This is a genomic window from Stenotrophomonas sp. WED208 (assembly GCF_040984485.1).
In the GTDB taxonomy this organism is placed as follows: domain Bacteria; phylum Pseudomonadota; class Gammaproteobacteria; order Xanthomonadales; family Xanthomonadaceae; genus Stenotrophomonas; species Stenotrophomonas riyadhensis.
In genome coordinates this window covers 2,242,799-2,265,689 of sequence record NZ_JAZARB010000001.1, presented here as the reverse complement: position 1 = coordinate 2,265,689, position 22,891 = coordinate 2,242,799, and the positions used below count along the sequence as shown (strand labels likewise).

The following is a 22,891-nucleotide window of genomic DNA, read 5'->3' as shown; positions in this document are numbered from 1 at the left end:
TGTCCATGCTTCTCGGCACGTTGATATCCATGGCCGCGCCTGCGACCGGCAGCGGCCCGGCCGGCGGCAATCTGAGCATAACGCCTGCTGGCAGCGCATCGTCCGTGGCGGGCCCCGCTGACTACTTCACCGGCAACGTGCGCATCGATGACGGCTTCCAACGCCCTGCGCCGGCCCGGGTTGGAGGTGCGACGGTCACCTTTGAGCCCGGCGCACGCACGGCCTGGCACACCCACCCGCTGGGCCAGACCCTCATCGTGACCGCGGGCGTGGGCTGGGTGCAGCAGTGGGGTCAGCCACGCGAGCAGATCCGTCCGGGGGACACCGTGTGGATCGCCCCGGGCGTGAAGCACTGGCATGGCGCAAGTGCCACAGTGGCGATGACCCACATCGCGATTGCCGAGGCGGTGGAGGGCAGCCCGGTGACGTGGCTGGAGAAAGTAAGCGACGAACAGTATTCGGAGATGAGCGAATGAGGACGCTGCTGCTTTCTCTGGTCCTCGCGACCATCCCCTTCACTGCAATTGGACAGGACATGACCCTCGGCGCCGACAACTTCTATCGAAGCACCCAGCTCATCACCGAAAAAGTGCACTTCAACAACCAGTACCACATGCAGATCGTCGGCAATCTGTACGTACCGAAGAACCGCAGGCCTGGGCAAGCATTGCCCGCCATCATCGTGGGCCATCCCATGGGTGCGGTGAAGGAGCAGAGTGCGGATCTCTACGCACAGAAGCTGGCTGAGCAAGGCTTCGTGACCCTGGCTATCGATCAGTCATTCTGGGGTGAAAGTGCGGGCGAGCCGCGCAATGCGGTTGCGCCGGACATCTATGCCGAAGCCTTCAGCGCAGCCGTCGACTACCTGGGCACGCAGCCACAGGTGGATCGCGAACGGATCGGCGTGCTTGGCATCTGTGGCAGTGGCAGTTTCGTGATCAGTGCGGCCAAGATCGACCCGCGCATGAAAGCCATTGCTACTGTCAGCATGTACGACATGGGCGCTGCGAACCGCAGTGCCCTCAACCGCTCGCAGAGCGTTGAGCAGCGCAAGGCCGTGATTGCTGCCGCCGCGCGCCAGCGTTGGATTGAAGCCGAGGGCGGCGCCACACAATACACCTCTGGCACCGTGCATGTGCTTGAGGCAGACACCCATCCGATCCAGCGCGAGTTCTACGACTTCTACCGAACGCCGCGTGGCGAATTCACGCCGGCCGGCTCATCACCGCAGCTCACCACCCACCCGACGCTGACCAGCAACGTGAAGTTCATGAACTTCTATCCGTTCAACGACATCGAGACCATTTCGCCGCGTCCGATGTTGTTCATTGCAGGTGATCAGGCGCATTCAAAGGAATTCAGTGAGGAGGCCTACCGGCTGGCGGGACAGCCGAAGGAACTGCTGTGGGTGAAGGGTGCGGGCCACGTGGATCTGTATGACCGGACCGATCTGATTCCGTTTGCAGCGCTGGCGGCGTTCTTCCGGAAGAGCCTGGACGGAAGCATGTGACAGGCCGACGCCCCTGCCCTCACCCTGTCCGAAGCATCGCCACCAGCAACCCCATCAGGGCACTCCCCGCCGCCAGACTCAGCCACACCTTTCCAACACTGCGGGCGCTGAAGACGCCCACAGCAACGGCAATCAACAGCACGAACCCCAGCAGTGAACTGGCGAGGACCGAAACGGACGTCCTTACCCCCACCAGCGCGGGCAACAACAACGCCAGTGCCGAAGCGGTAACGGCGGTGAACACGTAGCCGCCCAGCGAGGCGGCCAGCACACGGCTTGCCACCTGCCAGCGATAGGCCGCTTCCCACCCGGCCGGAGGCTTGGCAGGGCGCGCCGCCTCCGGCGCCCGTGGCCAGCGGCGCTGCAGCATCACGGCCACTCTGGCCAACATCAGCCCGAATGCCAGTGCGACCAGCTCCACGCCGGCCTGCTGCCATGCGCCCCGCTGCAGGTACATCAGCAGCCCCTGCCCGGTGGTTGCCAGATTCACCAGCGGCAGCGCCAGGCACAGTGCTGCGGCCAGCCACAACTGCTCGATCCAGGCCAGGCGCGGTGGGCGCCACAGTGCGTGTAGCACCGAGGCCGCGCAGGTCAAAAGGAAAATGCGTATTTCCCACGCACTGCGACCGCTCATTTCCAATGGCAGCAACCGATTGCCATACAGGTAGACGATGCTTGCCAGCGCCACCCCAGCCAGCGATGCGACGTTGAACGCTTCCACGCAGCGGTAGATGCCCGCCGTGGCCGCGCCGAACTCATGCTCGCTGCGCTTGCGCCGCTTGATCGAGAACAGCAGCGTGCCGATGGCGATCATCGCCGTGCCGAGCAGGCCGCTGATGAAGTACAGCCACTTCATCGGCCAGCCGCCGAAATCGGCCTTGTGCAGTGCTTCGATCGTCTCATGCACCTGCACCGCGCCAATCGCATGCGGGTGTGCGCCATGCTGTTGCAGCAGCGTGCCGCTGGCAGCATCGAACGCCGCCCGGCTGGCCTCGGTCAGCAGATGCCTGTCCGCACCCCCCTCGGTCTTGCGACCGATCACCTCCACCACGCTGTGCACGGTGCCGGGCGCCTGGATCACGATCAATGCCGGCGGCTGCCCGCTGATGGCCTGCGCGCGTGCCAGCAGGTGCTGCAGGTCCGGCAGTTGCGCGGTGGATACCAGGATGCCTGGCGGAGCCGGCTGCGCAGGCGACAGCTCGGCTTCGTAGCGCGCATAGGCATCATCGGCATCGCCATAGGCCGCATGCACCGGCCACGGCAGATAGCTGCTGTAGAAGAAGGTCAGCCCGGTGTAGCCGATCATGAACAGGAACGGCAGGGTCAGCACGGCACTCAGGTTGTGCGCATCCAGCCAGCTGCGCTGTCCCTTGCCCGGGCGGAAGGTGAAGAAGTCCTTGAAGATGCGTTTATGCACCACCACGCCGGACACCAGCGCCAGCAGCATGCAGGCGGTGATCCAGCCGACCAGCCAGTAGCCGGCCATGCCGCCGTGCAGGGTGTAGTGGAAGGACATGAAGTGGCGCCCGCCTTCGGTTTCCCGAAGACGAGGTGGAGGCTGTGGCATGCCGGTGCCGGCATCCACCCAGCGTTCGTGCGCGGCGCCGTCGCTATCCTCCCATGACAGCTCCAGTGGCCAGCCCTGCTGGACAGGCCAACGGATCTGCCATTCCCGGGCATCGGCGGCGTTTGCAGCCAGCCAGTGCTGCGCACGTACCGCCTGCATTCCCGTGTCCACCGCCGGCGAGGAGACCGGCACGGGGCCGGCCTCCATCCATCGCGTGATCGGCTCACGGAACACGCTGAGCGTGCCGGTCAGGAAAATCGCGCACAACAACCAGCCACAGGTGAGGCCGCACCAGGTGTGCAGCCACGACATGCTCTGCCGGAAGCCCGCTTTCATGCCTGCCCCGTGGCGGGCAGGCCGTTGCCCCGCCGGTTGCGGAAGATCACAGCGAGCCGCGCAGCGTCAGCATCACATTGCGGGGTTCGCCAAAGAAGTTGCCGCGGCGGATCTGGCTGATCATCGCGTAGTAGCGGGTGTCGAACAGGTTGGCCACGTTGACGCCTACGCTCCAGCGCGGATTGATCCGGTAGCCGGCGCGCAGGTCCCACACGGCACGTCCCGCTGCGCCCATGCGCCAGTCCGGGTCGTCGTAGGCCGGATAGGAGTAGCTGCTCTGTGCCGATACACCACCGCCCACAGAGAACGCGTTCCACTTGCCCGGCAGCTGGTAGGACGTCGACAGGCGCAGCAGGTGGCGGGGCGTCTCGGCGCTGATGGTCGCGCCCTCATCGTCGCGGCTGGTGACGTGGGTATAGCCCGCCATCATCTGCCAGCCCGGCGCCAGTTCGCCGCTGGCCTCCAGCTCAAAGCCCTTGCTGCGCAGCTTGCCGCCATTGCGGTAGCAATCGGACGACGCCAGCGAGCCACGGCAGCTGCCCGGGTCGGATTCGTCCACCACGGCGTTGCCGGTCTTGCGGATGGAGAACACTGCGGCGGAGACATTCAGGCGGCCATCGTTCAACTCACCCTTCACGCCCAGCTCGTAGTTGGCGCCGATGGCCGGATCCAGCACCGAGCCGGACGCGGTGACGTACGAGCTCTGCGGCTGGAACGTATCGGCGTAGCTGGCATAGACCGACCATTGCGGACCCAGGTCGTAGACAAGGCCGGCGTACGGGGTGAATTCGTGCTTCTGTTCGTAGTCGCGGCTCTTGGCGCCGGTGAAGCCATCGCTGGACTGGTACTTCACCCAGCTCAGCCGGCCACCCAGCGTGAGGTGCAGCGGTTCTGCCAGCTGCAGGCGCAGGTTGCTGTACACGCCGCTCTGCTGGGCGCGGGCGTTTTCTGACCAGTCCCACGCGGGCTGCAGCGGCTGCGCGATGGCGCTGTGGTCGGGTGCGTAGACATCAATCGGCACGTCGATGGCCAGGTCCGCCGAGCTCTGGCGGGTACGCTGGCGCGACCACATCGCGCCCAGCAGCAGCTGATGGCTGCGGCCGAAGGCGTCGAAACTGCCGGTGGTGTGCAGGTCGATGCCATCACTACGCACGCGCGAGCGGTTGAAATAGATGTCATAGAAGCGCGAACCGATGCCGGTGGCGCGATCCACCCCGCCCAGCGGAACCGCAACACGCTGGTCCAGGTCCGACTCGGTGCGGTTCACCGACAGGCGTGCCTTCCAGCGTTCGTTGAAGCGGTGCTCCGCCTCTGCAAAGGCTTCGTCGACGGAGCCCTCCTGCCGGTTCCAGTCCTGGATGAGCGAGGTGGAACGCTTGATGTCCAGCGCACCGCCATCGGTGTAGCGCGGCAGGCCGAACAGCCAGTAGCCGTCGGTGTCACTGGCCTGATGGCGCAGGCCGAAGGTCAGCGTGGTATCCGTGCCCAGATCGGCATCGATCACCCCATAGGCCACCGGCGTCTTCGATGAGGTGCCCCGCTGGAAGTAGTCGCGATCCTGATAGGCGGCGACCAGTCGGCCGCGCACGCTGCCGGTAGCATTGAGCGGGCCACCGCCATCCACCTCGACGCGGTAGTTGTCCCACGAGCCCACGGTTGCGGCCAGATCCAGATGAGCCTGGTCGCGCGGGCGCTTGCGCACCATGTTGATTGCTCCGCTGGGGTCGGCCGCACCCAGCATCATGCCACCGGCACCGCGCAGCACTTCAACGCGCTCCAGCACCGCGGTGTCGATCGGCAGCCAACCCACGGGGGCATACACGATGCCGGCCACGCCATCGACCAGATAGTTGCTGTCGTCCACGGTGAAGCTGCGGATCGAGAACTTGTGGTTGCCGAAGTTGCGGGCGGTCTTGGTCACACCCGTGGTCTGCGCCAGCGCCTCGTCCAGCGTGGTGAGGTTGCGATCGTCCAGCTGCTGGCGGGTGATCACGCTGACCGACTGCGGGGTCTGGCGGATGCTCTGTCCCAGCTTGCCCAGGCTCAGTTCACGTGCCGTGTAAGCGCCATCGCTTGGGGCATTGGCGGTCACGTTCACCGTCTGCAGGGTGGTCTGGGTGTCTTTGCTGCGCGCAGGTGCTGCTGCGTCCTGCGCCAGGGTGAACACGCCCGGACGCGTGGCATTGACACGCACCCCACTGCCCTCCAGCAGGCGCGCCAGTGCTTCCTGCGGCGTGTAGCTGCCGGTCAAGGCCGGGGCGCGACGGCCCGCCACCGCCGATTCGCTGAACAGCACCTGCTGCCGGGACTGCTCGGAAAAGCGGCGCAGTGCGGCATCCAGCGGTTGCGCCGGAATATTGAACTGCACGCGTGCAGCCGGCTGCGACTGTGCAATGGCCGGCGCTGCCAGCGCGCTGGAAATGCACAGTGCCAGCAACGGCAGCCGCTTGGCGTGTACCCCCGTAGAGAACGCGCCAGCAACAAGTGCGCGCTTGATCTTCATGTACCCCATTACCGCTCCATCATGCTTGGCCGCTACTGGCCTCACTGGGGTAAACGGAAAATGGCGGTGGGGTGGGAACCCGCGCCGGAAGAAATTTTCGTTTCGGCGTCAGCGGGTCACAGGCCGTTCGTCGATGCGGTAGCCGCCCTGGGCATTGCGGGTCACCTGCACCGGCAACAGATCCGGCAGTGCTTCCAGGAAGGTGGCCGGGGCATCGGTGGCTGCGTAGCCGGAGACCGGCAGGAACTTCAGCCCTGGCTGGCCCAGCGTGACGGGGTGGCCCAGATACTGCCCCACCTCCTGCGCCACTTCGTCCAGCGGCGTGCGCCGGAACACCAGGCGCCCGTTGCGCCAGCCGCCAATGCTGTCTGCACTGGCGGCAATGGAGCGGTAGGCGGCTGTGAGCGTGGTAACGGCCAGGCCCTGTTCGGCGTGCAGACTGACAGGCGCGGTGCCTTCGGCGCGATCCGGCTGCACCCGCACGTGCCCATGCAGCACCTTGACCACGACTTCGCCCGGCCCATTGCGCACATTGAAGGCCGTGCCGACCACCGTCACCCGGCTGCGCTGGGCATCCACGGTGAAGGGACGGTCGGCCGCCGGGGCGACCTCGAAGAACGCCTCGCCCTGGCTGAGCACCACTTCACGGCGGGATCGATAGAAATGCACGGCCAGCGTGCTGCGTGCATTGAGCGAAATCCGTGAGCCGTCCGGCAATTGCAGATCACGTATCTCGCCCGCGCCGGTGGCCACGTCCTGTACGTAGCTGGGCGCGGCGTACCAACCGTAGCCGACGTACCCCAAGGCCAGCATCGCCACGGCCGCAGCCGCCGCAACGCGTGGCAGGCGCCACGATCGTGCACGCCGCGCCGCCCTGCCCCGCCGTAGAGCGGCAGGTGCAGGTACTGCTGGGGTGATCACCGCATGCGCGTCCGAGGCCAGTACGGGGCGTGGCAGCTGGCCCAGGTCGTGCCAGGTTCTGGTCACATCGGCGAACGCCTGTCGATGTGCTTCGCTCCCGGCCAGCCAGTGCTGCAGGGCCGCCTCGTCCTTCGGTTGCCAGTCCGCATCCTGCCGCCGTACCAGCCACGCGGCCGCCGCCTCATGCAGGGCAAACGGGTCGGAACCTGCGGCAGAAGGGAGATCGGTCATCGGCAGGGAAAATCAGCATCGATGGCAGGCGCCAACGCCTCGCCCGCCTTGGTCGGACGATGCAGCTCCTGCATCTGTGTCAGAGACGCATAGCGTACCCGCACTTCGCAGTAGGCAACCGCTCGCGACAGGTGCTTGACCACCATGCGGCGGGAGATCTGCATGCGAGCGGCCACGTCCTCCTGGGTCAGCCCATCGAAGCGGCAGAGCACGAAGGCCTCGCGTTGACGTTCCGGCAGCTCGGCCAGTGCCTCTCGAAGGCGTTCCAGGCGCTGCCGCTGGGCGCTGAGCTGCAACGGGCACTGTGATTCATCGCTGGCCATGGCGTGGCCAGCCTCCTCCGCGTCTGCCAGCGGCAAGGTCTGAAGGCGTCGCCCAGCATGATGCTCGCGGTATTCGTCGGCCACGGTGTTCATCACCGTCCGGCGAAGGTAGGCGCCCTGTTGATCGCAGGATTCCAGTGCAGGGCATGCCGCAATCCACTTCACCGCACCGTCGTGCAGGGCGTCCTCACCGTCCGCACCTCTGACGCGTGCAAGACCACGGAGGATGGGTCCGCGCCAGCGGGCATAGGCTTTCGCAAGGAGGTTCCCGCCCGTTGGCAAGGCGTCTTCAGGAATGCCCGGCTCTGTGGAGGAGGCCTGTTCCGCGTTGCTGTCCGTGCCCCGGCCTAGCGTGGACACATCACCCTCAGGGCAAATGCCTGCGGTCTGCACAGGTGGCGCGGGGAATTCACGTTGGGAGCCGGAGTTCTGGCCGCCATAGGCGACGGAAGGGGTTGGATGCCGCAAGTGTAGTGAGAGTCATTTGCAATTGGAACTCCCCTGGCCCGCTCTTGCCGTAATGCGAAGGCGAATCCAGGTCGTGCGGGGATCAACCCGTCCAGCGCACGCGGATATCCGTTACCGCCCGTTACGAAACGTACTGTCCAGTCGCTGCGCTTCAGCCCACCGCGCTGAGTGCACGGACCGAACATGCGCCATCGCCAGCGCGGAGCAACTGCTCCTCCAACGCTTCCATCGCGGGTGTCCGGACGGCCGCACTGCGCATCAGCCGGAAGCTCGCGGCGGGGAGCACAGGAAGCCCCAATCCACTGCCCGCAATCATCAGGCCATCCTGGATGTCATCCTGAAGAGCGACAGTGATGGCGAGCCCGGACTTCGCAGCCGATCGCAGGCCCTGCTGGTTCGCCGAGGTAAAGGTGACGCGCCATTCCAGGCCGGCTTCAACAAGTGCTCCGATGCACACGTCGCGGTGCATGCACGGGCTGGGCGCGAGTGCGAGTGGCAGCGCCTTCTCCGGTTCGTACTCAAATCCCGAGCCGATGGCCCAGACGAAACGTGTCCGCCTCAGAACCGGCCACTCAACGCCCTCCCGCAGGAACAGGTTCACCGCCAGGTCGAGTGTTCCCGCCTGTATCTGTTCGTTCAGTGCCCCATAGGACTCCACGACTACATCCAGCCGCACCGCGGGGAACCTGCGGGAGAAGCGCGACAGCATTGCGGTCAGCCGGTCGCCGGCATAGGTCTCTGGCACACCCAGGCGCACTGCCCCGGTAACAGGAGCCCTCTGGAACCGGCGAACCAGCAGGCTCTGGGCAGCAAGAATCTGCTCGGCATGTCGCAGGAAGTCTTCGCCGTCTTCGGTGAGTGTCACGCTTCTCGTGGTCCGTTTCAGCAAGGCGCTGCCCGCCTGCTCTTCCAGCTTCCGGATCTGGTGGCTGATGGCGGATTGGCTGAGATTCATGCGCTCACCCGCCTTGGTGAAGCCGCCAGTCTCTACGACGGCGACAAAGGCACGCAGCAGGTCGGGGTCAAAGAACACCGGGGCAATCCATGATGAGGATTGATCAATTCTATTAAATCAAATCATTTTTATCATCATGGAAGTCCCTCCAAGATGGCCGCTCACTTGAAACGCGCAGCTGCAGTCGACCCGGCAGTGCGCCAGATCCCGGACCTGCCTGAGGAGACCCATGACTTCCCTTTCACCTGCCGCTCGAGACCGCCTGACGCTTTCTGCGGCGTGCTTGGCTTCCCTGATGTTCGGGCTGGAAATCTCCAGCGTGCCGGTCATCCTGCCGATTCTGGAGACAGAGCTTGGCAGCAGCTTCAGCGGCCTGCAGTGGATCATGAATGCCTACACCCTCGCCTGCACGACGGTGCTGATGGCGGCTGGCGCGCTGGCGGATCGGTACGGGCGCAAGCGCATCTTCGTGATCAGCCTGTTGCTGTTCGGCATCACATCCCTGGCCTGCGGCCTTGCTCGAAGCGGAATGGCGTTGATCGTGGCTCGATCGCTGCAGGGTGCGGCGGGAGGCGCAATGCTGGTCTGCGTGTTTACAGTGCTTTCCCATCAGTTCAGTGACTCCGCACAGCGCGCCAAGGCCTTTGGCATCTGGGGCGTGGTCTTTGGCATAGGGCTGGGTTTCGGACCGGTCATTGGTGCTGGCGTTGTTGTCATCAGCAGCTGGAGCTGGGTGTTCCTGGTGCATGCGCCCCTGGCAGTGGGCGCGACAGCTCTCGCCGTTCTGGGCATCCGGGAATCGCGGGCGCCAAGCCAGCGGAAACTGGACCTTGCAGGAATCGTCTCGCTGTCAGTGGCCGTCTTTTCCTTCACCTGGTACATCACCCAGGGCATTCCTGCAGGCCTTGAAAGCGCCTCTTCCATGGCGGCCGCTCTGGTTGCCGTCATCAGCCTGACGGTATTCATCGCGGTCGAGCGCAGGGTGCCGGACCCGATGTTCGATTTTTCCATCTTCGGCAACCGGCGCTTCTCGGGCGCATTGCTGGGCTCGATGGGCATGAACTTCAGTTTCTGGCCACTGATGGTGTACCTGCCACTGTTCTTCCAGCACGGACTTGGCTACTCAAGCATCGCGACCGGCCTGTCTGTCCTGGCATACACATTGCCGTCGCTGCTGCTGCCGCCTTACGGCGAGCGTCTCGCTGTGCGCTTCGGGCCTGAGCGCGTGATCCCCGTCGGGATGTTTGCCATGGGCGGCGGGATGCTCATGATGGCGATCGGTGCAGGCGCGGAAAACGCGAGCTGGCTGACCCTGCTGCCAGGCTGCATTCTTGCGGGCTCGGGCCTGGGGGTGATCAATACGCCCATCACCAACACGACGACCAGTTCCGTGCCCAGCGACCGCGCTGGCATGGCATCCGGCATGGATACCAGCGCCAGATTCATCAGCTTGGCCATCAACATCGCCGTGGTGGGGTTGATTCTGGTGAAAGGTACTTACTACGCACTTGAAACGAACCTGCCCGGGGGCGATCCTTCGCATCTGCGATCGCTTGCCGAGGGGTTGTCCGCTGGTACAGCGCGCCTGGATGGGCTGACGGCCGCGGCCCAGGTTGTGTCCAGCGACGTTGCGCACCAGTCGCTGCTTTTCGGCTATCGGCTTGCCATGGCCTACGCGGGCGCATGTGCCTGTGCCCTGGCCGTAGTCAGTGCGCTTACGTTCCGGGGCGATCATCCCGGGCCCACATCGTCCGCCGGGGAATCGAAACTGCCAGAAGACATCTGAGGATTGAGCAGAACATGCTGCGCCCATCCGTGCGGCGCCCCTTCGTAAAACTGGCCACGGTTATCGGCGGAATGGCAGAATGCCGTCAAGCCCGCCGCAACTTGATTGATGATGCGGCCGATGTTCTTTCGGGTCGGAAACAATCTGTGGCATGGAGGCAGGAGATGTCCATGATGCCGGGCAGGTTCTCAGCGAAGTTCGCGGCGCTCTTTGTTTTGATGGTTGCCGCCTGCACCTCCGTGCCCCCGCTGGCAGGTGCCAGGGAGGCCCGATCACCGGTCCTTGTCAAGCTCCCGCCTGAGCAGAGTGCGGTCCTTGCAACCGGGCTGCTAAGGGGAGTACTGCAGCCAATCAATGGCTGTGTCTACTTCGTGGACCCAGGTGGCACGGCTTATCTTGCGGCATGGCCCGATGGTTACTCGCTGGCCATGAGGGGAAACGTTCCCATAGGGGTGCAGGACGTACGATCGGGGAAAATGATGGCATTCGGAATCGCTGCATCATTCGGAGGAGGTCATGGAAATGATCTGCTCCGTTCGCGCCTTGCCGCGACCATCCCGGCGGGCTGCAGCGGCCCACTCATGACCATTCATTTGATACGCCAGGCAAAGGGGCAGCCATGACCCACATGTACGCGAGGGTATCCCTCCATGGACGGCCGCAAACGGCCGCCGGTTCATCGCAAGGCCGTTGATCCCCTCACCACGCACCGGCCCGTCATCACCAGCCGGCGTACCGGCAGCTCCGGCGCGCGCAGGCGCTCAAGCAACAGCGACATCGCTGCGCGCCCCATCTCTTCGACCGGCTGTTCGATCACGGTGATGCCCGGTTCGACCAGCTCGGTCCAGCGTTCGTTGTCAAAGCCCGCCAGCGCCAGCGCGTCCGGAATTGCCAGGCCTGCACTGCGGGCGGCCTTCAACGCTCCCATGAGCAGCAGGCTGTTGCTGGCGACCAGCGCCTCCGGCCGCGATGGGCCGGCCAGCCACTGATCGACCGTTGCAATGGCCGCTTCAGCCGTGGGCTCAACCTCGCGGTAATCCGGCTGAAGCCCATGTGTACGCATCGCAGCGAGATAGCCGTCGCGACGTTCGGCCGCCGTGGTGCTGGTGCTGCCGAACAGGCCGCCGATGCGGCGATAGCCGCGCGCGACCAGATGCTCGACCAGGCCCGCCATCGCGGCCGGATTGTCGAGCACCACGCTGTCGATCGATCCGCCGGGTGCGGCGCGGTCCACCAGCACCGTCGGATAGTCCAGTGTGAGCCGCTCCAGCCGGCCCACCGTGGTCCGGGTGGGCGCGAAGATCAGTCCACTGATGCGCTCCTCGTGCATCAACTGCAGATACAGCGCCTCGCGCTCGGGGTCCTCGTCGGTGTTGCAGAGGGTGACGCGCAGGCCTTCGCGATAGGCAACCTCCTCCACCGCTCGGATCAGCGCCGTGAAGAACGGGTTGCGGATGTCCGCCACGATCAGCCCGATGATGCCGGTGTGCCGGGCACGCAGGCGCCGTGCCTGCAGGTTGGGGTGATAGCCGGTCTGGCGGATCGCCGCCTCCACCCGGCCACGCACGGCCTCGCTGACCGGGCCGCCGCCGAGCACGCGCGACACCGTGGACTTGGAGACCCCCGCCACGCGCGCGACGTCGTTGATGCTGATGCTCATTGGAACCGTTCCCGGAAACTTTCACTGTTCGAGGCCGGATGGCCATTCAGGACAATGCTAACGCCAAAGGACTATTGGCTTTTTGTGCAGTGCACATTGAAATGATCAGTGGGAACGTTCCCAATACGCCACAGCACCCCCTTCCCGGAGCCCGCCTTGCAGCCCTTGACTACCCCTGCCCCCGTCAGCCGGGAATTGATCCGCCTGGATGCGCGGGCGCTCGACAAGGCCGACGCCATCGCCCAGGTGGCGCAGATGCTCGTCGCTGCCGGCTGCGTTGCGCCGGCTTACGAGGCCAGCATGGGGCGTCGCGAGGCGTTGGCGAACACCTTCCTCGGCCATGGCGTGGCCATTCCGCACGGGCTGGGCGAGGACCGTCACCTGGTGCGCCGCGATGGCATTGCCGTACTGCAGTTCCCGCAAGGCGTGGAGTGGAATCCGGGCCAGGTCACCCGCCTGGTGGTCGGCATTGCCGCCCAGTCCGATACCCACATCACCCTGCTGCGCCGGCTGACCCGACTGATCCAGGATGACGCAACGCTGCAGCGCCTGTTCACCACGGCAGATGCGAGCGAGATCATCAGTGCGCTGGCCGGCGATATTGCGACCACGGCCCCCACTGTGCCGGTGACTGACCTGGCCGACCGTTTCGACTGGACCATCGCCTATCCCAACGGGCTGCACGCACGCCCGGCCACGCGCTGGGCTGAAACAGCGCGCGGCTTCGCGGCCCGCGCACAGGTCCGCGCGGGCGATCAGGCTGCCGATGCCAAGAGCCTGGTGGCGCTGCTGCAGCTCGGGTTGCGCCATGGCGACGCGGTCAGCGTGTCTGCCGAGGGCGCCGATGCCCCTGCCTTGCTGGCCGCGCTGCGCAAGGTCATGGACGGGCTGGTGGCACAGGAAAGGGCCGATGCCGAGCGCGCGGCGCAGCGCAAGGCCGCGCCGGTTGCGGGCTGGAATCCGCCCGACGCACAGGCGGCGATCGTCGGCATCGGCGCCAGCCCAGGCCTGGCGATCGGCCCGGTGCATGTGCTGGCCAGCACGCATGCCGACGTTGCTGACCGCCCCACCCCGCTCGGCGAAGGCGGCGCACGCCTGCAGGAGGCGCTCAGCCGCACCCGCCAGCAGCTGGCTGCACTGCAGGACGACACCCAGCGCCGGCTCGGCGCCTCGGATGCGGCAATCTTCAAGGCGCAGGCCGCGCTGCTCGACGACACCGATCTGATTACCCGTACCTGCCAGCTGATGGTCGAAGGCCATGGCGTTGCGTGGTCCTGGCACCAGGCCATCGAGCAGATCGCCTCCGGCCTGGCGGCACTGGGCAACCCGGTGTTGGCCGCGCGCGCCGCCGACCTGCGTGACGTTGGCCGGCGCGTACTGGCACAGCTTGATCCGTCCGCGGCGGGTGGCGGCCTTGCCGACCTGCCTGCACATCCTTGCATCCTGCTCGCTGCTGATCTGTCGCCGTCCGACACGGCCAACCTCGATACCGGTCGCGTGCTCGGCCTCGCCACCGCGCTGGGCGGGCCGACCTCGCACACCGCGATCCTCTCGCGCACGTTGGGCCTGCCGGCGCTGGTCGCCGCTGGCGCGGAGCTGCTGACGATCAGCGCGGGGAGCGAGGCGATCATCGATGGCAGCAGCGGGCGCCTCTATCTGTCGCCGTCCGAGGCCGATCTCGCCTCGGCACGTGCGTGGATCGCCGAACAGCAGCAGATCCGCGAGCGTGAAGCGGCGCAACGCGCGCAGCCGGCACAGACCCCTGACGGCCACCGCATCGACATCGGCGCCAACGTCAACCTTCCCGAGCAGGTGCCGCTGGCACTGGAGCAAGGCGCGGAAGGCGTCGGCCTGATGCGCACCGAATTCCTGTTCCTCGAGCGCGGGAGCACGCCCAGCGAGGATGAGCAGTACGCCACGTACGTGGCGATGGCCAAGGCACTCGACGGCCGCCCGCTGATCGTGCGCGCGCTCGATATCGGTGGCGACAAGCAGGTCGCTCATCTGGAGCTGCCACGCGAGGAAAATCCGTTTCTCGGCGTGCGTGGCGCGCGCCTGCTGCTGCGCCGCCCCGACCTGCTGGAACCACAGCTGCGTGCGCTGTATCGCGCGGCGAAGGACGGCGCACGCCTGTCCATCATGTTCCCGATGATCACCTCGGTGCCCGAGCTGATCGCACTGCGCGCCATCTGCGAACGGTTGCGCGCCGCGCTCGAGGCACCCGAAGTGCCGATCGGGATCATGATTGAAGTCCCTGCCGCAGCAGCCCAGAGCGATGTGCTGGCGCGCCATGCCGACTTCTTCTCGATCGGCACCAACGACCTGACCCAGTATGTGCTGGCGATCGACCGCCAGAACCCGGAACTCGCGGCCGAGGCCGACAGCCTGCACCCGGCCGTGCTGCGCGCGATCCGCGCCACAGTGGAAGGCGCACGCCTGCATGGACGCTGGGTTGGCGTCTGCGGTGGCCTGGCCGGCGATCCCTTCGGCGCAATGCTGCTGGCCGGCCTGGGCGTGGACGAACTGTCGATGACCCCGAACGACATCCCGGCCGTGAAGGCACGCCTGCGTGGCAACGCGCTGGCCGATCTGCAAGCGCTGGCCACTACCGCGCTGGACTGCGAAACCGCCGAGCAGGTGCGTGCCCTTGATGGAGCGCACGCATGAGCGCCCAGGCCCTCACCGTTACCCTGAACCCGGCGATCGACCAGACCGTGCGGCTGGCGCACCTGCATCCGGGACAGGTGCATCGTGCCCACAGCTCCCGCGACGATGCCGGCGGCAAGGGCATCAACGTGGCCGCCTGCCTGGCCGATTGGGGCGTGCCGACCACTGCGATGGGCGTGCTCGGCGATGGCAACGACGGCGTGTTCAGCGCGTTGTTCGCCGAGCGCGGCATCGCAGACGCTTGCCTGCGCGTTGCGGGCCGCACCCGCACCAACATCAAGCTGGTCGAAGAGGCCAGCGGCGAGACCACCGACATCAACCTGCCCGGCCTGTCACTGTGTGACGCCGATCTGGACGCGGTATCGCGCCGGCTCGACGCCCTGCTCCAGCCGGACCAGCCAGTGGTGCTGTCCGGCAGCCTGCCGTCGGGGCTGCCAGCCGATGCATGGGCGAGACTGCAGGCGCAGGCGAGCGCCGCCGGTGCGCGCGTACTGCTGGACACCAGTGGCGACGCACTTGCCGCCGCGTTGAGCGGCGCACAGGGCGCACTGCCCTACGCGATCAAGCCCAACCGCCACGAACTGGAGGCCTGGACCGGCACGCCGCTGCCGGATCGCAGCGCCCTGCGGGCCGCAGGCCACGCCTTGGTCGAGCGCGGAGTCGCACTGGTAGCGATCTCGATGGGCACTGACGGCGCGCTGTTCATTGATCGCAGCGGCGCTCTGGTCGCGCGACCGGCGCGACTGGCACGCGGCAGCACGGTCGGTGCCGGCGATGCCATGGTCGCCGGCATTGCCGCCGCATTGCTGGAGCCCTCCCTGGATCTGACGGGTGGCGCCCGATTGGCGACGGCGTTCTCGATGAGCCGGCTGGAGAGCGGCGACGCGCGACGACTGGACCCGGCGCAGGTGCGCGCGTGGACCGGCGATGTACTGATCGAGCGGTTGGATTGAAACCCCTGCAGAGGGTGCTGCGGCTGGCCCGCCCCCTCCTGCAAGGACGAACCCGAAGAATTCCAGGAGTGCCCATGCAAGCTTCCACCGTAGTCATCGCCGCCGGCGAACGCAGCATCGAGGCGGTTCTTGCCGCCGAAGCGCTGCGTCGCGCTGCCCGCCAGCAAGGGCTCGAACTGGCGATCGAAATCCGCAGCGACCAGGGCGTGACCGGGGCACTGCCCGCCACGCAGGCCGCGGCCGCAACGCAGTTGCTGCTGGTGGGTGACGGCGAGGCGGATGCCGCACGCTTCGGCAACGCCCAGGTCGTACGCGCCAGCCTCGGTGAAGTGCTGGACGACCCGCTTGCCGTGCTGGCGCAGCTTGCCGCGACGTCGGCAACCGCGCCCACCGCGGATGCCGGCAAGCATATCGTCGCCGTTACCTCCTGCCCGACCGGCATCGCCCACACGTTCATGGCGGCCGAAGGCCTGCAGCAGGCGGCCAAGGCATTGGGCCACGCGATCCGGGTGGAAACCCAGGGCTCGGTCGGCGCGCAGGACGCATTGAGCGACGAAGAAATCGCTGCCGCCGACCTGGTGCTGATCGCCGCCGACCGCGAAGTCGATCTGTCGCGCTTTGCTGGCAAACGCCTGTTCAAGAGCGGCACCAAGCCGGCGATCAATGACGGCCAGAACCTGATCCGCAAGGCGCTGGCCGAGGCCGGCGTGCAGGCGGGTACGGCGGCTTCAGGCCGCACCACCGAAAAGGCCAGGGCCACCGGCCCCTACAAGCACCTGATGACCGGCGTGTCGTTCATGCTGCCGTTCGTCACTGCCGGTGGCCTGCTGATCGCACTGGCGTTCGCGCTCGGCGGCATCTATGCCTTCGACGATGCACACAAGGGCACGCTGGCCTGGTCGCTGTTCCAGATCGGCGCCAAGTCCGGCTTCATGTTGATGGTGCCGGCACTGGCCGGTTACATCGCCTACTCCATCGCCGATCGCCCGGGTATCGCGCCGGGCATGATCGGCGGACTGGTCGCGGTCAACATGGATGCAGGCTTCATTGGCGGCATCCTGGCCGGTTTCATCGCCGGCTACGGCGTGCATTGGATCAACCGTGCGCTGCGCCTGCCGCGCAGCCTGGAAGGCCTCAAGCCGGTGCTGATCCTGCCGGTGCTGGGCACGCTGCTGGTCGGCCTGTTGATGATGTACGTGATCGGCACGCCGGTTGCCGGGCTGCTGGCCTGGCTGACCGACTGGCTGCGCGGCATGCAGGGCAGCAGCGCGATTCTGCTGGGCCTGCTGCTGGGCGGAATGATGGCGGTGGACATGGGCGGGCCGGTCAACAAGGCCTCCTACGCGTTCTCCACCGCACTGATTTCCAGCCAGGTCTACACGCCGATGGCTGCGACGATGATCGGCGGCATGACGCCGCCGCTGGGTATCGCGTTGGCCACATGGCTGTTCAGCAACCGCTTCACTGCCGAGGAGCGTGGCACCGCCGGTGCCGCTGGCGTGCTCGGCCTCAGCTTCGTGACCGAGGGCGCAATCCCCTACGCCGCGCGCGACCCGTTGCGCACCATTCCGGCGCTGATTCTCGGCTCGGCCGTGGCCGGTGCGATCTCGATGGCCGCAGGTGTCGAGCTGAAGGTGCCGCACGGTGGTGTGTTCGTGCTGCCGATCCCGAACGCGGTCACCCACCTTGGCGTCTACCTGCTGGCACTGGTGGCCGGCGTGGCCGTCACCGCGGTCGCGCTGCGCGTCCTCAAGAAGCCGGTCACGGCTCCCACCCTGTAAACGGAACCTCGCCCATGACCTGCTCTTCCCGCCGCCTGTTGCCGGTAGCGATCCTGCTGGCCCTGCCGTCCGTGGCCGCAGCCGCCGACGCGAGCGACGTCTTCACCCCCAAGCTGGCGTACACCGGCGAAGCGGCTGCCACGCTCGACGGCGGCAAGCGCAGCGGCACGGCGTATGCCGGCCAGCTGATGTTCGGTGCCGACGTGAACCTGGATGCTGCGTTTGGCTGGCGGGGCGCGACGATCAAGGCCTACGGCATCAACCGCCATGGCACCAACCTGGCCAACAGCCGTACCGGCAACAGCACCTCGGTGCAGGAAATCTACGGCGGCCAGGGCACGCGCCTGGCCAACCTGACGCTTGAACAGAAACTGCTGAACGACCGTTTGGTGCTGGAAGCCGGGCGCAGCGTCGCCAACATCCATCACCTCGGTTCGGAGCTGTGCCAGTACTTCCAGGGTAATTCGGCCTGCGGCAACCCGACCTACGTGTTCCGCACCAGCAATTTCACCTGGTGGCCGGTATCGAGCTGGATGGCCGATGCCACGGCCTGGGTTACGCCCGATGTCTATGTGCGCGTCGGCGCCTACCAGGTCGATCCCAGCCAGGCCGAGGACGGCCAGCACGGCCTGAAATGGAGTACCAATCAGGCCACCGGCTGGATCGTGCCCTACACGCTCGGTTGGCGCAGCCCTGCTTCGGCGCGACTGAAAGCCCGCTACGAACTCGGTGGCTGGCAGGACAACTCGACCTATCTGGATCCACTGCGCGATGCCAACGGCACCCCGGCGCTGCTTAGTGGCCAGGACTACGCGAACCGCCGTGGTCGCTCCGGGGTGTTCGCCCGCTTCGAGCAGCAACTCACCGGGGATGGTGCTGGGCGCGGCCTGACCCTGTTCGGTGCGGCGCTCAAGGGCACCTCCGGCCAGCTGATCGAGGATCATTTCCTGCAGGCGGGCGTGGTGCAGAAAGGCACGTTCGCCGGCCGGCCGCAGGACAGCATCGCTTTCGTTGTGACCCAGCAGAAGTACAGCAGCATCGCCTTGGAGAACCTGCGCCTTGCCCGCGCCGCGGCCGGCGGTAGCGGCACGCCGCACGGGAGCCAGGTGATGATGGAACTGAGCTATGGCATCCAGCTCACCCCGCAGCTCCGGATCGCACCGAACCTGCACTACATCGTGCATCCGGACCAGTTCAACGAACCTGCCCGCCAGCGCGACCTGCCGAATGCGTTGATCGCCGGCATGCGGGTTGATTGGAGCCTGTAAGGACATCGGTGCCGGCCGGCGGCCGGCACCACCCTCCGGGGCTATTAACGGGGCTATTAATGTGACGCATCACGCCGGGGTGAGGCTCAGCCTGCGACCCCCAGCCCCCTCCCCGCTGCGTCCCGTCGCAGCGAGGCCAGATAGCGGCAGTACTTGCCGATGAAGAGGCCGGTGAATCCACCGGCAAGCAGCAGGTAGGCCGCACTGGCGCCGGCATTGGCGATCAATGACGGTGACACCGCGAATGCAACTTCGAAACCGTACTTCACCAGGAACGTGACCAGCAGCAGCGGCAATACGCTGTAGTCCGCGTTGCGCCAGAGCTTTCCGGTGGCGCCATCCAGGGTCAGCTTCACGTGGCCCAGCAGCAGCCACCCCAGTGCCGCGCCGGTGCCGATGCCGGCCAGCCACTCGCCCCAGGCGCTCCAGGACACTCCGTAGCGATGGCTGATCGACCAGGCGCCCCATACGGTGAACAGCGCAGGCACGACGGCCAGTTTCTGCAGTGACGTTTCGCCCGGCTTCATCGCGGCAATGCCGCGCGTGACCAGGAACGCCAGGAGAAGCCAGACCCACGCGGGTGTCTGCGAGACGATCTGCTGGAGCATGTTCACGAGCGGTCCCCTTGTGATGAGTGGTAGCGAGGTGTCCTCGCCATGGCGCTCACTATTGGCAATCACGCGGCCCGCGGCCAGTGACAGCTGTCAGTCTTCGGGTGTTACGGGGCGGTAGTCGGGCGCACCCAGGACGCTCTCGATCCAGCCCACATAGCGCGATACCCGCACGTTGTGCACCACCTGGCCATAGAAGCCGGCTTCAAGGGCATGCTCGGGGACGGCGCTGATCCACGAGCCCAGCCCCACCAGCTGCCACGCGCCGTGTTCGCCGATGACCAGCGGGCCGCCACTGTCGCCGTTGCCCAATACGCCTTCCAGTGGAAGCCCCTGTGGCGGGGCATCGAACCGATACCAGAGATAGCGATCATTGCCACCGGTAATGGTGTTGTATGCGCGCCGCAGCGATGTGCGATGCGGCCCGCCCGGCACCAGTCCAATCGCACCATTGCCAGTGGCGCCCTTTCCGATCAAGGCGGCGACCTGCGTGACCTCGGCACTGCCGCGATAGAGCGGCACGGGCTGCACATCGTTCACGGGGGCCGTGAGCCTGATCAGCGCAATGTCATCCGATCTGGCCAGGAACGCATGGATCTTCGCCGGGCTCCCCGTGGCCAGTGCTTCCTTGCCCAAGGCTTCCGGCATTCGCCTGTAGCCCGGATGCACGACCACACGTTCCACGCCGTAGTCCTTGCCGTTGATGGCGATGGTCTGCCCCATACCCTCCATCGGTGCGGCATGCGCTGCGGTCAGCACCCACTGCGGGGCGATCAGAACACCCTGCCCTTCACCCGGCATGTCGGCCAGGGCGGGAAATTCTGATCCCTCGATCCGGTAACGGGCATCGTCCACGTCGTGGCGGATGACTACGGCCCCGGCAGCAAGCGGCAGCGCGGCAAGCGCGAGGAACAGCCAGCGCATCATGGGTGCCTTCATCCTTGCGGTCAGTCGTTGCAGCCTAGCCGAACACGCCGGGCCAAGGGGAGGCATCCGACCAGACTCCCGTGTTCGACGACGAATGCGGGTGAACCTGCCCCGAAGCCGGGGCGGCCACAGGCCGTTAACAGCCCCGCTCTATGCTGGAGCCTCATTGGAGACCCATGAGGTACGCGGCATGACCAGACTGCACACCCTGATGTTGACCGGCTGCCTGTTGGCACTGAGCCCCCTCGCCTCCGCCGAGACCGTGAACCTGACCAACAGCGCCGACGGCGCCAATCGCGATGCGGGCATCGCGGCGGTCAAGAAGAAACTGCAGGACGCGTGCACCGACCGCAAGGGCTCGCCCGATGCGGCTTCGTTCGAGGTGGTCTTCGAGAAGACCAGCGAGAACCCGAACGTGCCCAAGCCGTACTACGTGGACGGCAGGATGAAGTGCGAACTGCCAGGCTGACGGGCCCAGCAGCGCGATCATCAATATGGCATCAGTCGCTGGCGGCCAGTGCGCGCCGCCGGTACCGCTCGATCCAGTCCAGTGATGGCGCAATGCCGCCGAAGGGGAAGAAGTGCGGGCTGACCGCGCCGTGGGCATCCGTCAGCCCACTCAGCAGGCGATCCACGAACACCTCCGGCCCCGCCGTTCCCAGCAGCCGGCCGATCGAGATGCCGTACCGCGCCAGCATCGATGCACTGGCACCCACGCCGCACATCGCGGCGTAGCGGGCCAGCCGCGCAATGCTGGCCGGGCCCGGCACGCCCACCAGTACCGGAACCGTGATGCCACGGGCGCGCAGCGCGTCCAGCCAGGCCAGCACGATATCGGCATCAAAGGCGAACTGGGTGATGATCAACGGCGCCATGCCCTGCGCTTCGATGGCCTGGCATTTGCGTTCCAACACGCGCCACCGATCCTCGGCGGTCATCGCCGGATGGCCTTCCGGATGCCCGCCGATGGCCACAACCTTGATGCTGTAACGCTCAAGAAGGCCGGTCTCGATGATCGAAATGCTGTCAGCAAACGGCCCGGCAGGCGTGGCCAGGTCACCGGCGATCAGCAGGCACTGCTCGACGCCGGCCTCGCTGGCGGCGCGTTCCAAGAACCGCGCAAGCGCCGCACGCGACCCGATGCGGCGGGCAGAGAGATGCGGCATCGGCTCGAAGCCGAGTTCGCGCACCGTGCGCGCGGCCGCCAGCCGGGCGTCGTCGTCCTCGCTCGCCAGGTAAGGGATCGAGATCGTCGTTCCCGGAGCGATGCGATCCGCTTCCGCGCGCAGTGCCTGCGTGGCCTTCGCGCTCACTTCCAGAGAAAACGCGTTGATGAAGGCTTCCGCCCGATCAGGCGCGCGTGCGGGCATCAACGGGCTCCGCCTGCATTGCCGGCGATCGGCGTGCTGTTCCGGGCCAGTTCGACGAAGGCCTGCAGATAGTCGATGCCGGTATCGGCCTCACGCGCCCCCAGGTAGATCTGCTTGGGAATGCCCTTCGCCCCCAGGCGCACCGGCACCACGTCCATGCGCGCGGCGTACTCTTCCACCAGCCAGCGCGGCATGGCGGCCACGCCGCGGCCGCTGGCCACCATCTGCATCATGATGTCGGTGGTTTCAATGGCCTTGTGGCGCCGCGGCGTGATGCCGGCCGGCAGCAGGAACTGGTTGTAGATGTCCAGGCGCTCGAACGGCACCGGGTAGCTGATCAGCACTTCCTGGCCGAGCTGGCGTGGCTTTACGTGATCCACCTTGGCCAGGGCGTGGCTCCTGGCCACCACCAGCACCTGCTCGTAGTCGAACACGGGCACGAACTTCAGGCCCGGCTTCAGCAGTGGATCGGGCGTGACCAGCAGGTCGATCTCGTAGCCGAACAGCGCGCCGATGCCACCAAACTGGAACTTCTGCTTGACGTCCACATCCACGTCCGGCCAGGCGGCCAGGTACGGCGAGACGATCTTCAGCAGCCACTGGTAGCAGGGATGGCATTCCATGCCGATGCGCAGTGCACCGCGCTCGCCCTGTGCGAACTGGCCCAGCCGCTCCTCGGCCAGGTCCAGCTGCGGCAGCACGCGATTGGCCACCGCCAGCAGGTACTGCCCGGCCTGGGTCAGGCGCAGGCTGCGGCCTTCGCGCAGCCAGACATCGGTGCCCAGCTGCTGTTCCAGCTTCTTCATGCTGTGGCTCAGGGCAGACTGGGTCAGGTTGAGTACGCCCGCGGCGGCGGTCAACGAGCCCTGCTGCTCGACCTGCTGCACGATGCTGAGGTGGATCCGTTCCAGCATGACGATGAATCCCGCTCATGGATTGGTGAAGTAATACCATTTTACGTCATGGAAGGGCATGGCTAGGATCGGGTCATGCCTTCGGTTGCCTGCCAGCCCGGTCACCTCGCCCGAAGGAGCTCCCTCCCCTGCTGAAAGCG

The 22,891-nt window shown here is 66.3% G+C and carries 18 protein-coding genes; 8 read left to right on the top strand and 10 right to left on the bottom strand.

Annotated features, from left to right (window positions below):
- Positions 1-29: 29 nt before the first annotated feature.
- Together VPH47_RS10055 and VPH47_RS10050 are read left to right on the top strand one after the other, a co-directional pair.
- Positions 30-476 carry a cupin domain-containing protein gene (locus VPH47_RS10055; RefSeq protein WP_368851581.1) on the top strand — a complete coding sequence of 149 codons (447 nt, stop codon included), beginning with the start codon at positions 30-32 and terminating at the stop codon, positions 474-476.
- Positions 473-1,510, top strand: a complete 1,038-nt coding sequence (locus tag VPH47_RS10050) for an alpha/beta hydrolase (protein ID WP_368850687.1) — start codon at positions 473-475, stop codon at positions 1,508-1,510. Before VPH47_RS10055 ends, VPH47_RS10050 begins: the two co-directional genes overlap by 4 nt.
- A 19-nt stretch (positions 1,511-1,529) precedes the next feature.
- On the opposite strand, the gene VPH47_RS10045 is transcribed toward VPH47_RS10050, so the two are convergent.
- The 5 genes from VPH47_RS10045 to VPH47_RS10025 form a co-directional block, all read right to left on the bottom strand.
- Positions 1,530-3,413 (bottom strand): PepSY-associated TM helix domain-containing protein, encoded by a 1,884-nt coding sequence (locus VPH47_RS10045; protein WP_368850686.1) that lies wholly within the window; start codon positions 3,411-3,413, stop codon positions 1,530-1,532.
- Between the two features lie 46 nt (positions 3,414-3,459).
- The gene (locus tag VPH47_RS10040) at positions 3,460-5,916 is read right to left on the bottom strand and encodes a TonB-dependent siderophore receptor (RefSeq protein WP_368850685.1); all 2,457 of its coding nucleotides are present in this window, start codon (positions 5,914-5,916) and stop codon (positions 3,460-3,462) included.
- Between the two features lie 108 nt (positions 5,917-6,024).
- Positions 6,025-7,068 (bottom strand): FecR domain-containing protein, encoded by a 1,044-nt coding sequence (locus VPH47_RS10035; RefSeq protein ID WP_368850684.1) that lies wholly within the window; start codon positions 7,066-7,068, stop codon positions 6,025-6,027.
- Positions 7,065-7,751, bottom strand: coding sequence for an RNA polymerase sigma factor (locus tag VPH47_RS10030; RefSeq protein ID WP_368850683.1), 687 nt, complete (start codon positions 7,749-7,751; stop codon positions 7,065-7,067). The genes VPH47_RS10035 and VPH47_RS10030 overlap by 4 nt, the downstream gene beginning before the upstream one ends.
- Positions 7,752-8,010: 259 nt before the next feature.
- The gene (locus tag VPH47_RS10025) at positions 8,011-8,892 is read right to left on the bottom strand and encodes a LysR family transcriptional regulator (protein WP_180858931.1); all 882 of its coding nucleotides are present in this window, start codon (positions 8,890-8,892) and stop codon (positions 8,011-8,013) included.
- A 151-nt stretch (positions 8,893-9,043) separates the two neighbouring features.
- Here VPH47_RS10025 and VPH47_RS10020 point away from each other — a divergent pair, with 151 nt between their 5' ends.
- A complete protein-coding gene (locus VPH47_RS10020; protein WP_368850682.1) occupies positions 9,044-10,600 on the top strand; it encodes an MFS transporter in 1,557 nt (518 codons plus the stop codon).
- A 676-nt stretch (positions 10,601-11,276) separates the two neighbouring features.
- Here VPH47_RS10020 and VPH47_RS10015 read toward each other — a convergent pair.
- Complete coding sequence (locus VPH47_RS10015; RefSeq protein WP_110712379.1) at positions 11,277-12,260, bottom strand: LacI family DNA-binding transcriptional regulator; 984 nt, start codon at positions 12,258-12,260, stop codon at positions 11,277-11,279.
- Between the two features lie 156 nt (positions 12,261-12,416).
- On the opposite strand from VPH47_RS10015, the gene ptsP reads away from it, so the two are divergent.
- The 4 genes from ptsP to VPH47_RS09995 all read left to right on the top strand — a co-directional run bounded on the left by ptsP (position 12,417) and on the right by VPH47_RS09995 (position 18,929).
- Positions 12,417-14,927: a phosphoenolpyruvate--protein phosphotransferase gene (ptsP, locus tag VPH47_RS10010; RefSeq protein WP_368850681.1), complete on the top strand. Its 2,511-nt coding sequence runs from the start codon at positions 12,417-12,419 to the stop codon at positions 14,925-14,927.
- A complete protein-coding gene (locus VPH47_RS10005) occupies positions 14,924-15,880 on the top strand; it encodes a 1-phosphofructokinase family hexose kinase (RefSeq protein WP_368850680.1) in 957 nt (318 codons plus the stop codon). Before ptsP ends, VPH47_RS10005 begins: the two co-directional genes overlap by 4 nt.
- A gap of 74 nt (positions 15,881-15,954) precedes the next feature.
- Positions 15,955-17,661 carry a PTS fructose transporter subunit IIC gene (locus tag VPH47_RS10000; protein WP_180858926.1) on the top strand — a complete coding sequence of 569 codons (1,707 nt, stop codon included), beginning with the start codon at positions 15,955-15,957 and terminating at the stop codon, positions 17,659-17,661.
- Between the two features lie 14 nt (positions 17,662-17,675).
- Positions 17,676-18,929 carry a carbohydrate porin gene (locus VPH47_RS09995; RefSeq protein ID WP_368850679.1) on the top strand — a complete coding sequence of 418 codons (1,254 nt, stop codon included), beginning with the start codon at positions 17,676-17,678 and terminating at the stop codon, positions 18,927-18,929.
- 86 nt (positions 18,930-19,015) lie between these two features.
- Here the strand turns inward: VPH47_RS09995 and VPH47_RS09990 are convergent, their stop codons facing one another.
- Together VPH47_RS09990 and VPH47_RS09985 are read right to left on the bottom strand one after the other, a co-directional pair.
- Positions 19,016-19,543, bottom strand: a complete 528-nt coding sequence (locus tag VPH47_RS09990; protein WP_368850678.1) for a DUF6622 family protein — start codon at positions 19,541-19,543, stop codon at positions 19,016-19,018.
- Positions 19,544-19,633: 90 nt separating this feature from the next.
- Positions 19,634-20,467 (bottom strand): trypsin-like serine protease, encoded by an 834-nt coding sequence (locus VPH47_RS09985; RefSeq protein ID WP_368850677.1) that lies wholly within the window; start codon positions 20,465-20,467, stop codon positions 19,634-19,636.
- 190 nt (positions 20,468-20,657) lie between these two features.
- Between VPH47_RS09985 and VPH47_RS09980 the strand changes: the two genes are divergently transcribed.
- Positions 20,658-20,936 carry a hypothetical protein gene (locus tag VPH47_RS09980; RefSeq protein WP_350259211.1) on the top strand — a complete coding sequence of 93 codons (279 nt, stop codon included), beginning with the start codon at positions 20,658-20,660 and terminating at the stop codon, positions 20,934-20,936.
- A 31-nt stretch (positions 20,937-20,967) separates the two neighbouring features.
- Here the strand turns inward: VPH47_RS09980 and VPH47_RS09975 are convergent, their stop codons facing one another.
- Both VPH47_RS09975 and VPH47_RS09970 read right to left on the bottom strand, forming a co-directional pair.
- Positions 20,968-21,837: a methylenetetrahydrofolate reductase gene (locus VPH47_RS09975; RefSeq protein WP_368850676.1), complete on the bottom strand. Its 870-nt coding sequence runs from the start codon at positions 21,835-21,837 to the stop codon at positions 20,968-20,970.
- The gene (locus VPH47_RS09970) at positions 21,837-22,751 is read right to left on the bottom strand and encodes a LysR family transcriptional regulator (protein WP_368850675.1); all 915 of its coding nucleotides are present in this window, start codon (positions 22,749-22,751) and stop codon (positions 21,837-21,839) included. Before VPH47_RS09970 ends, VPH47_RS09975 begins: the two co-directional genes overlap by 1 nt.
- Positions 22,752-22,891: the final 140 nt, after the last annotated feature.

Excerpts from the sequence above, each read along its gene's own strand:
- VPH47_RS10035 (WP_368850684.1), bottom strand. The coding sequence starts at position 7,068 with ATGACCGATCTCCCTTCTGCCGCAGGTTCCGACCCGTTTGCCCTGCAT.
- VPH47_RS10055 (WP_368851581.1), top strand. The coding sequence starts at position 30 with ATGGCCGCGCCTGCGACCGGCAGCGGCCCGGCCGGCGGCAATCTGAGC.
- VPH47_RS10015 (WP_110712379.1), bottom strand. The coding sequence starts at position 12,260 with ATGAGCATCAGCATCAACGACGTCGCGCGCGTGGCGGGGGTCTCCAAG.
- VPH47_RS10005 (WP_368850680.1), top strand. The coding sequence starts at position 14,924 with ATGAGCGCCCAGGCCCTCACCGTTACCCTGAACCCGGCGATCGACCAG.
- VPH47_RS10045 (WP_368850686.1), bottom strand. The coding sequence starts at position 3,413 with ATGAAAGCGGGCTTCCGGCAGAGCATGTCGTGGCTGCACACCTGGTGC.
- VPH47_RS09970 (WP_368850675.1), bottom strand. The coding sequence starts at position 22,751 with ATGCTGGAACGGATCCACCTCAGCATCGTGCAGCAGGTCGAGCAGCAG.
- VPH47_RS10020 (WP_368850682.1), top strand. The coding sequence starts at position 9,044 with ATGACTTCCCTTTCACCTGCCGCTCGAGACCGCCTGACGCTTTCTGCG.
- VPH47_RS09995 (WP_368850679.1), top strand. The coding sequence starts at position 17,676 with ATGACCTGCTCTTCCCGCCGCCTGTTGCCGGTAGCGATCCTGCTGGCC.
- VPH47_RS10040 (WP_368850685.1), bottom strand. The coding sequence starts at position 5,916 with ATGAAGATCAAGCGCGCACTTGTTGCTGGCGCGTTCTCTACGGGGGTA.
- VPH47_RS09975 (WP_368850676.1), bottom strand. The coding sequence starts at position 21,837 with ATGCCCGCACGCGCGCCTGATCGGGCGGAAGCCTTCATCAACGCGTTT.
- VPH47_RS10000 (WP_180858926.1), top strand. The coding sequence starts at position 15,955 with ATGCAAGCTTCCACCGTAGTCATCGCCGCCGGCGAACGCAGCATCGAG.
- VPH47_RS09980 (WP_350259211.1), top strand. The coding sequence starts at position 20,658 with ATGACCAGACTGCACACCCTGATGTTGACCGGCTGCCTGTTGGCACTG.
- VPH47_RS10050 (WP_368850687.1), top strand. The coding sequence starts at position 473 with ATGAGGACGCTGCTGCTTTCTCTGGTCCTCGCGACCATCCCCTTCACT.
- VPH47_RS09985 (WP_368850677.1), bottom strand. The coding sequence starts at position 20,467 with ATGATGCGCTGGCTGTTCCTCGCGCTTGCCGCGCTGCCGCTTGCTGCC.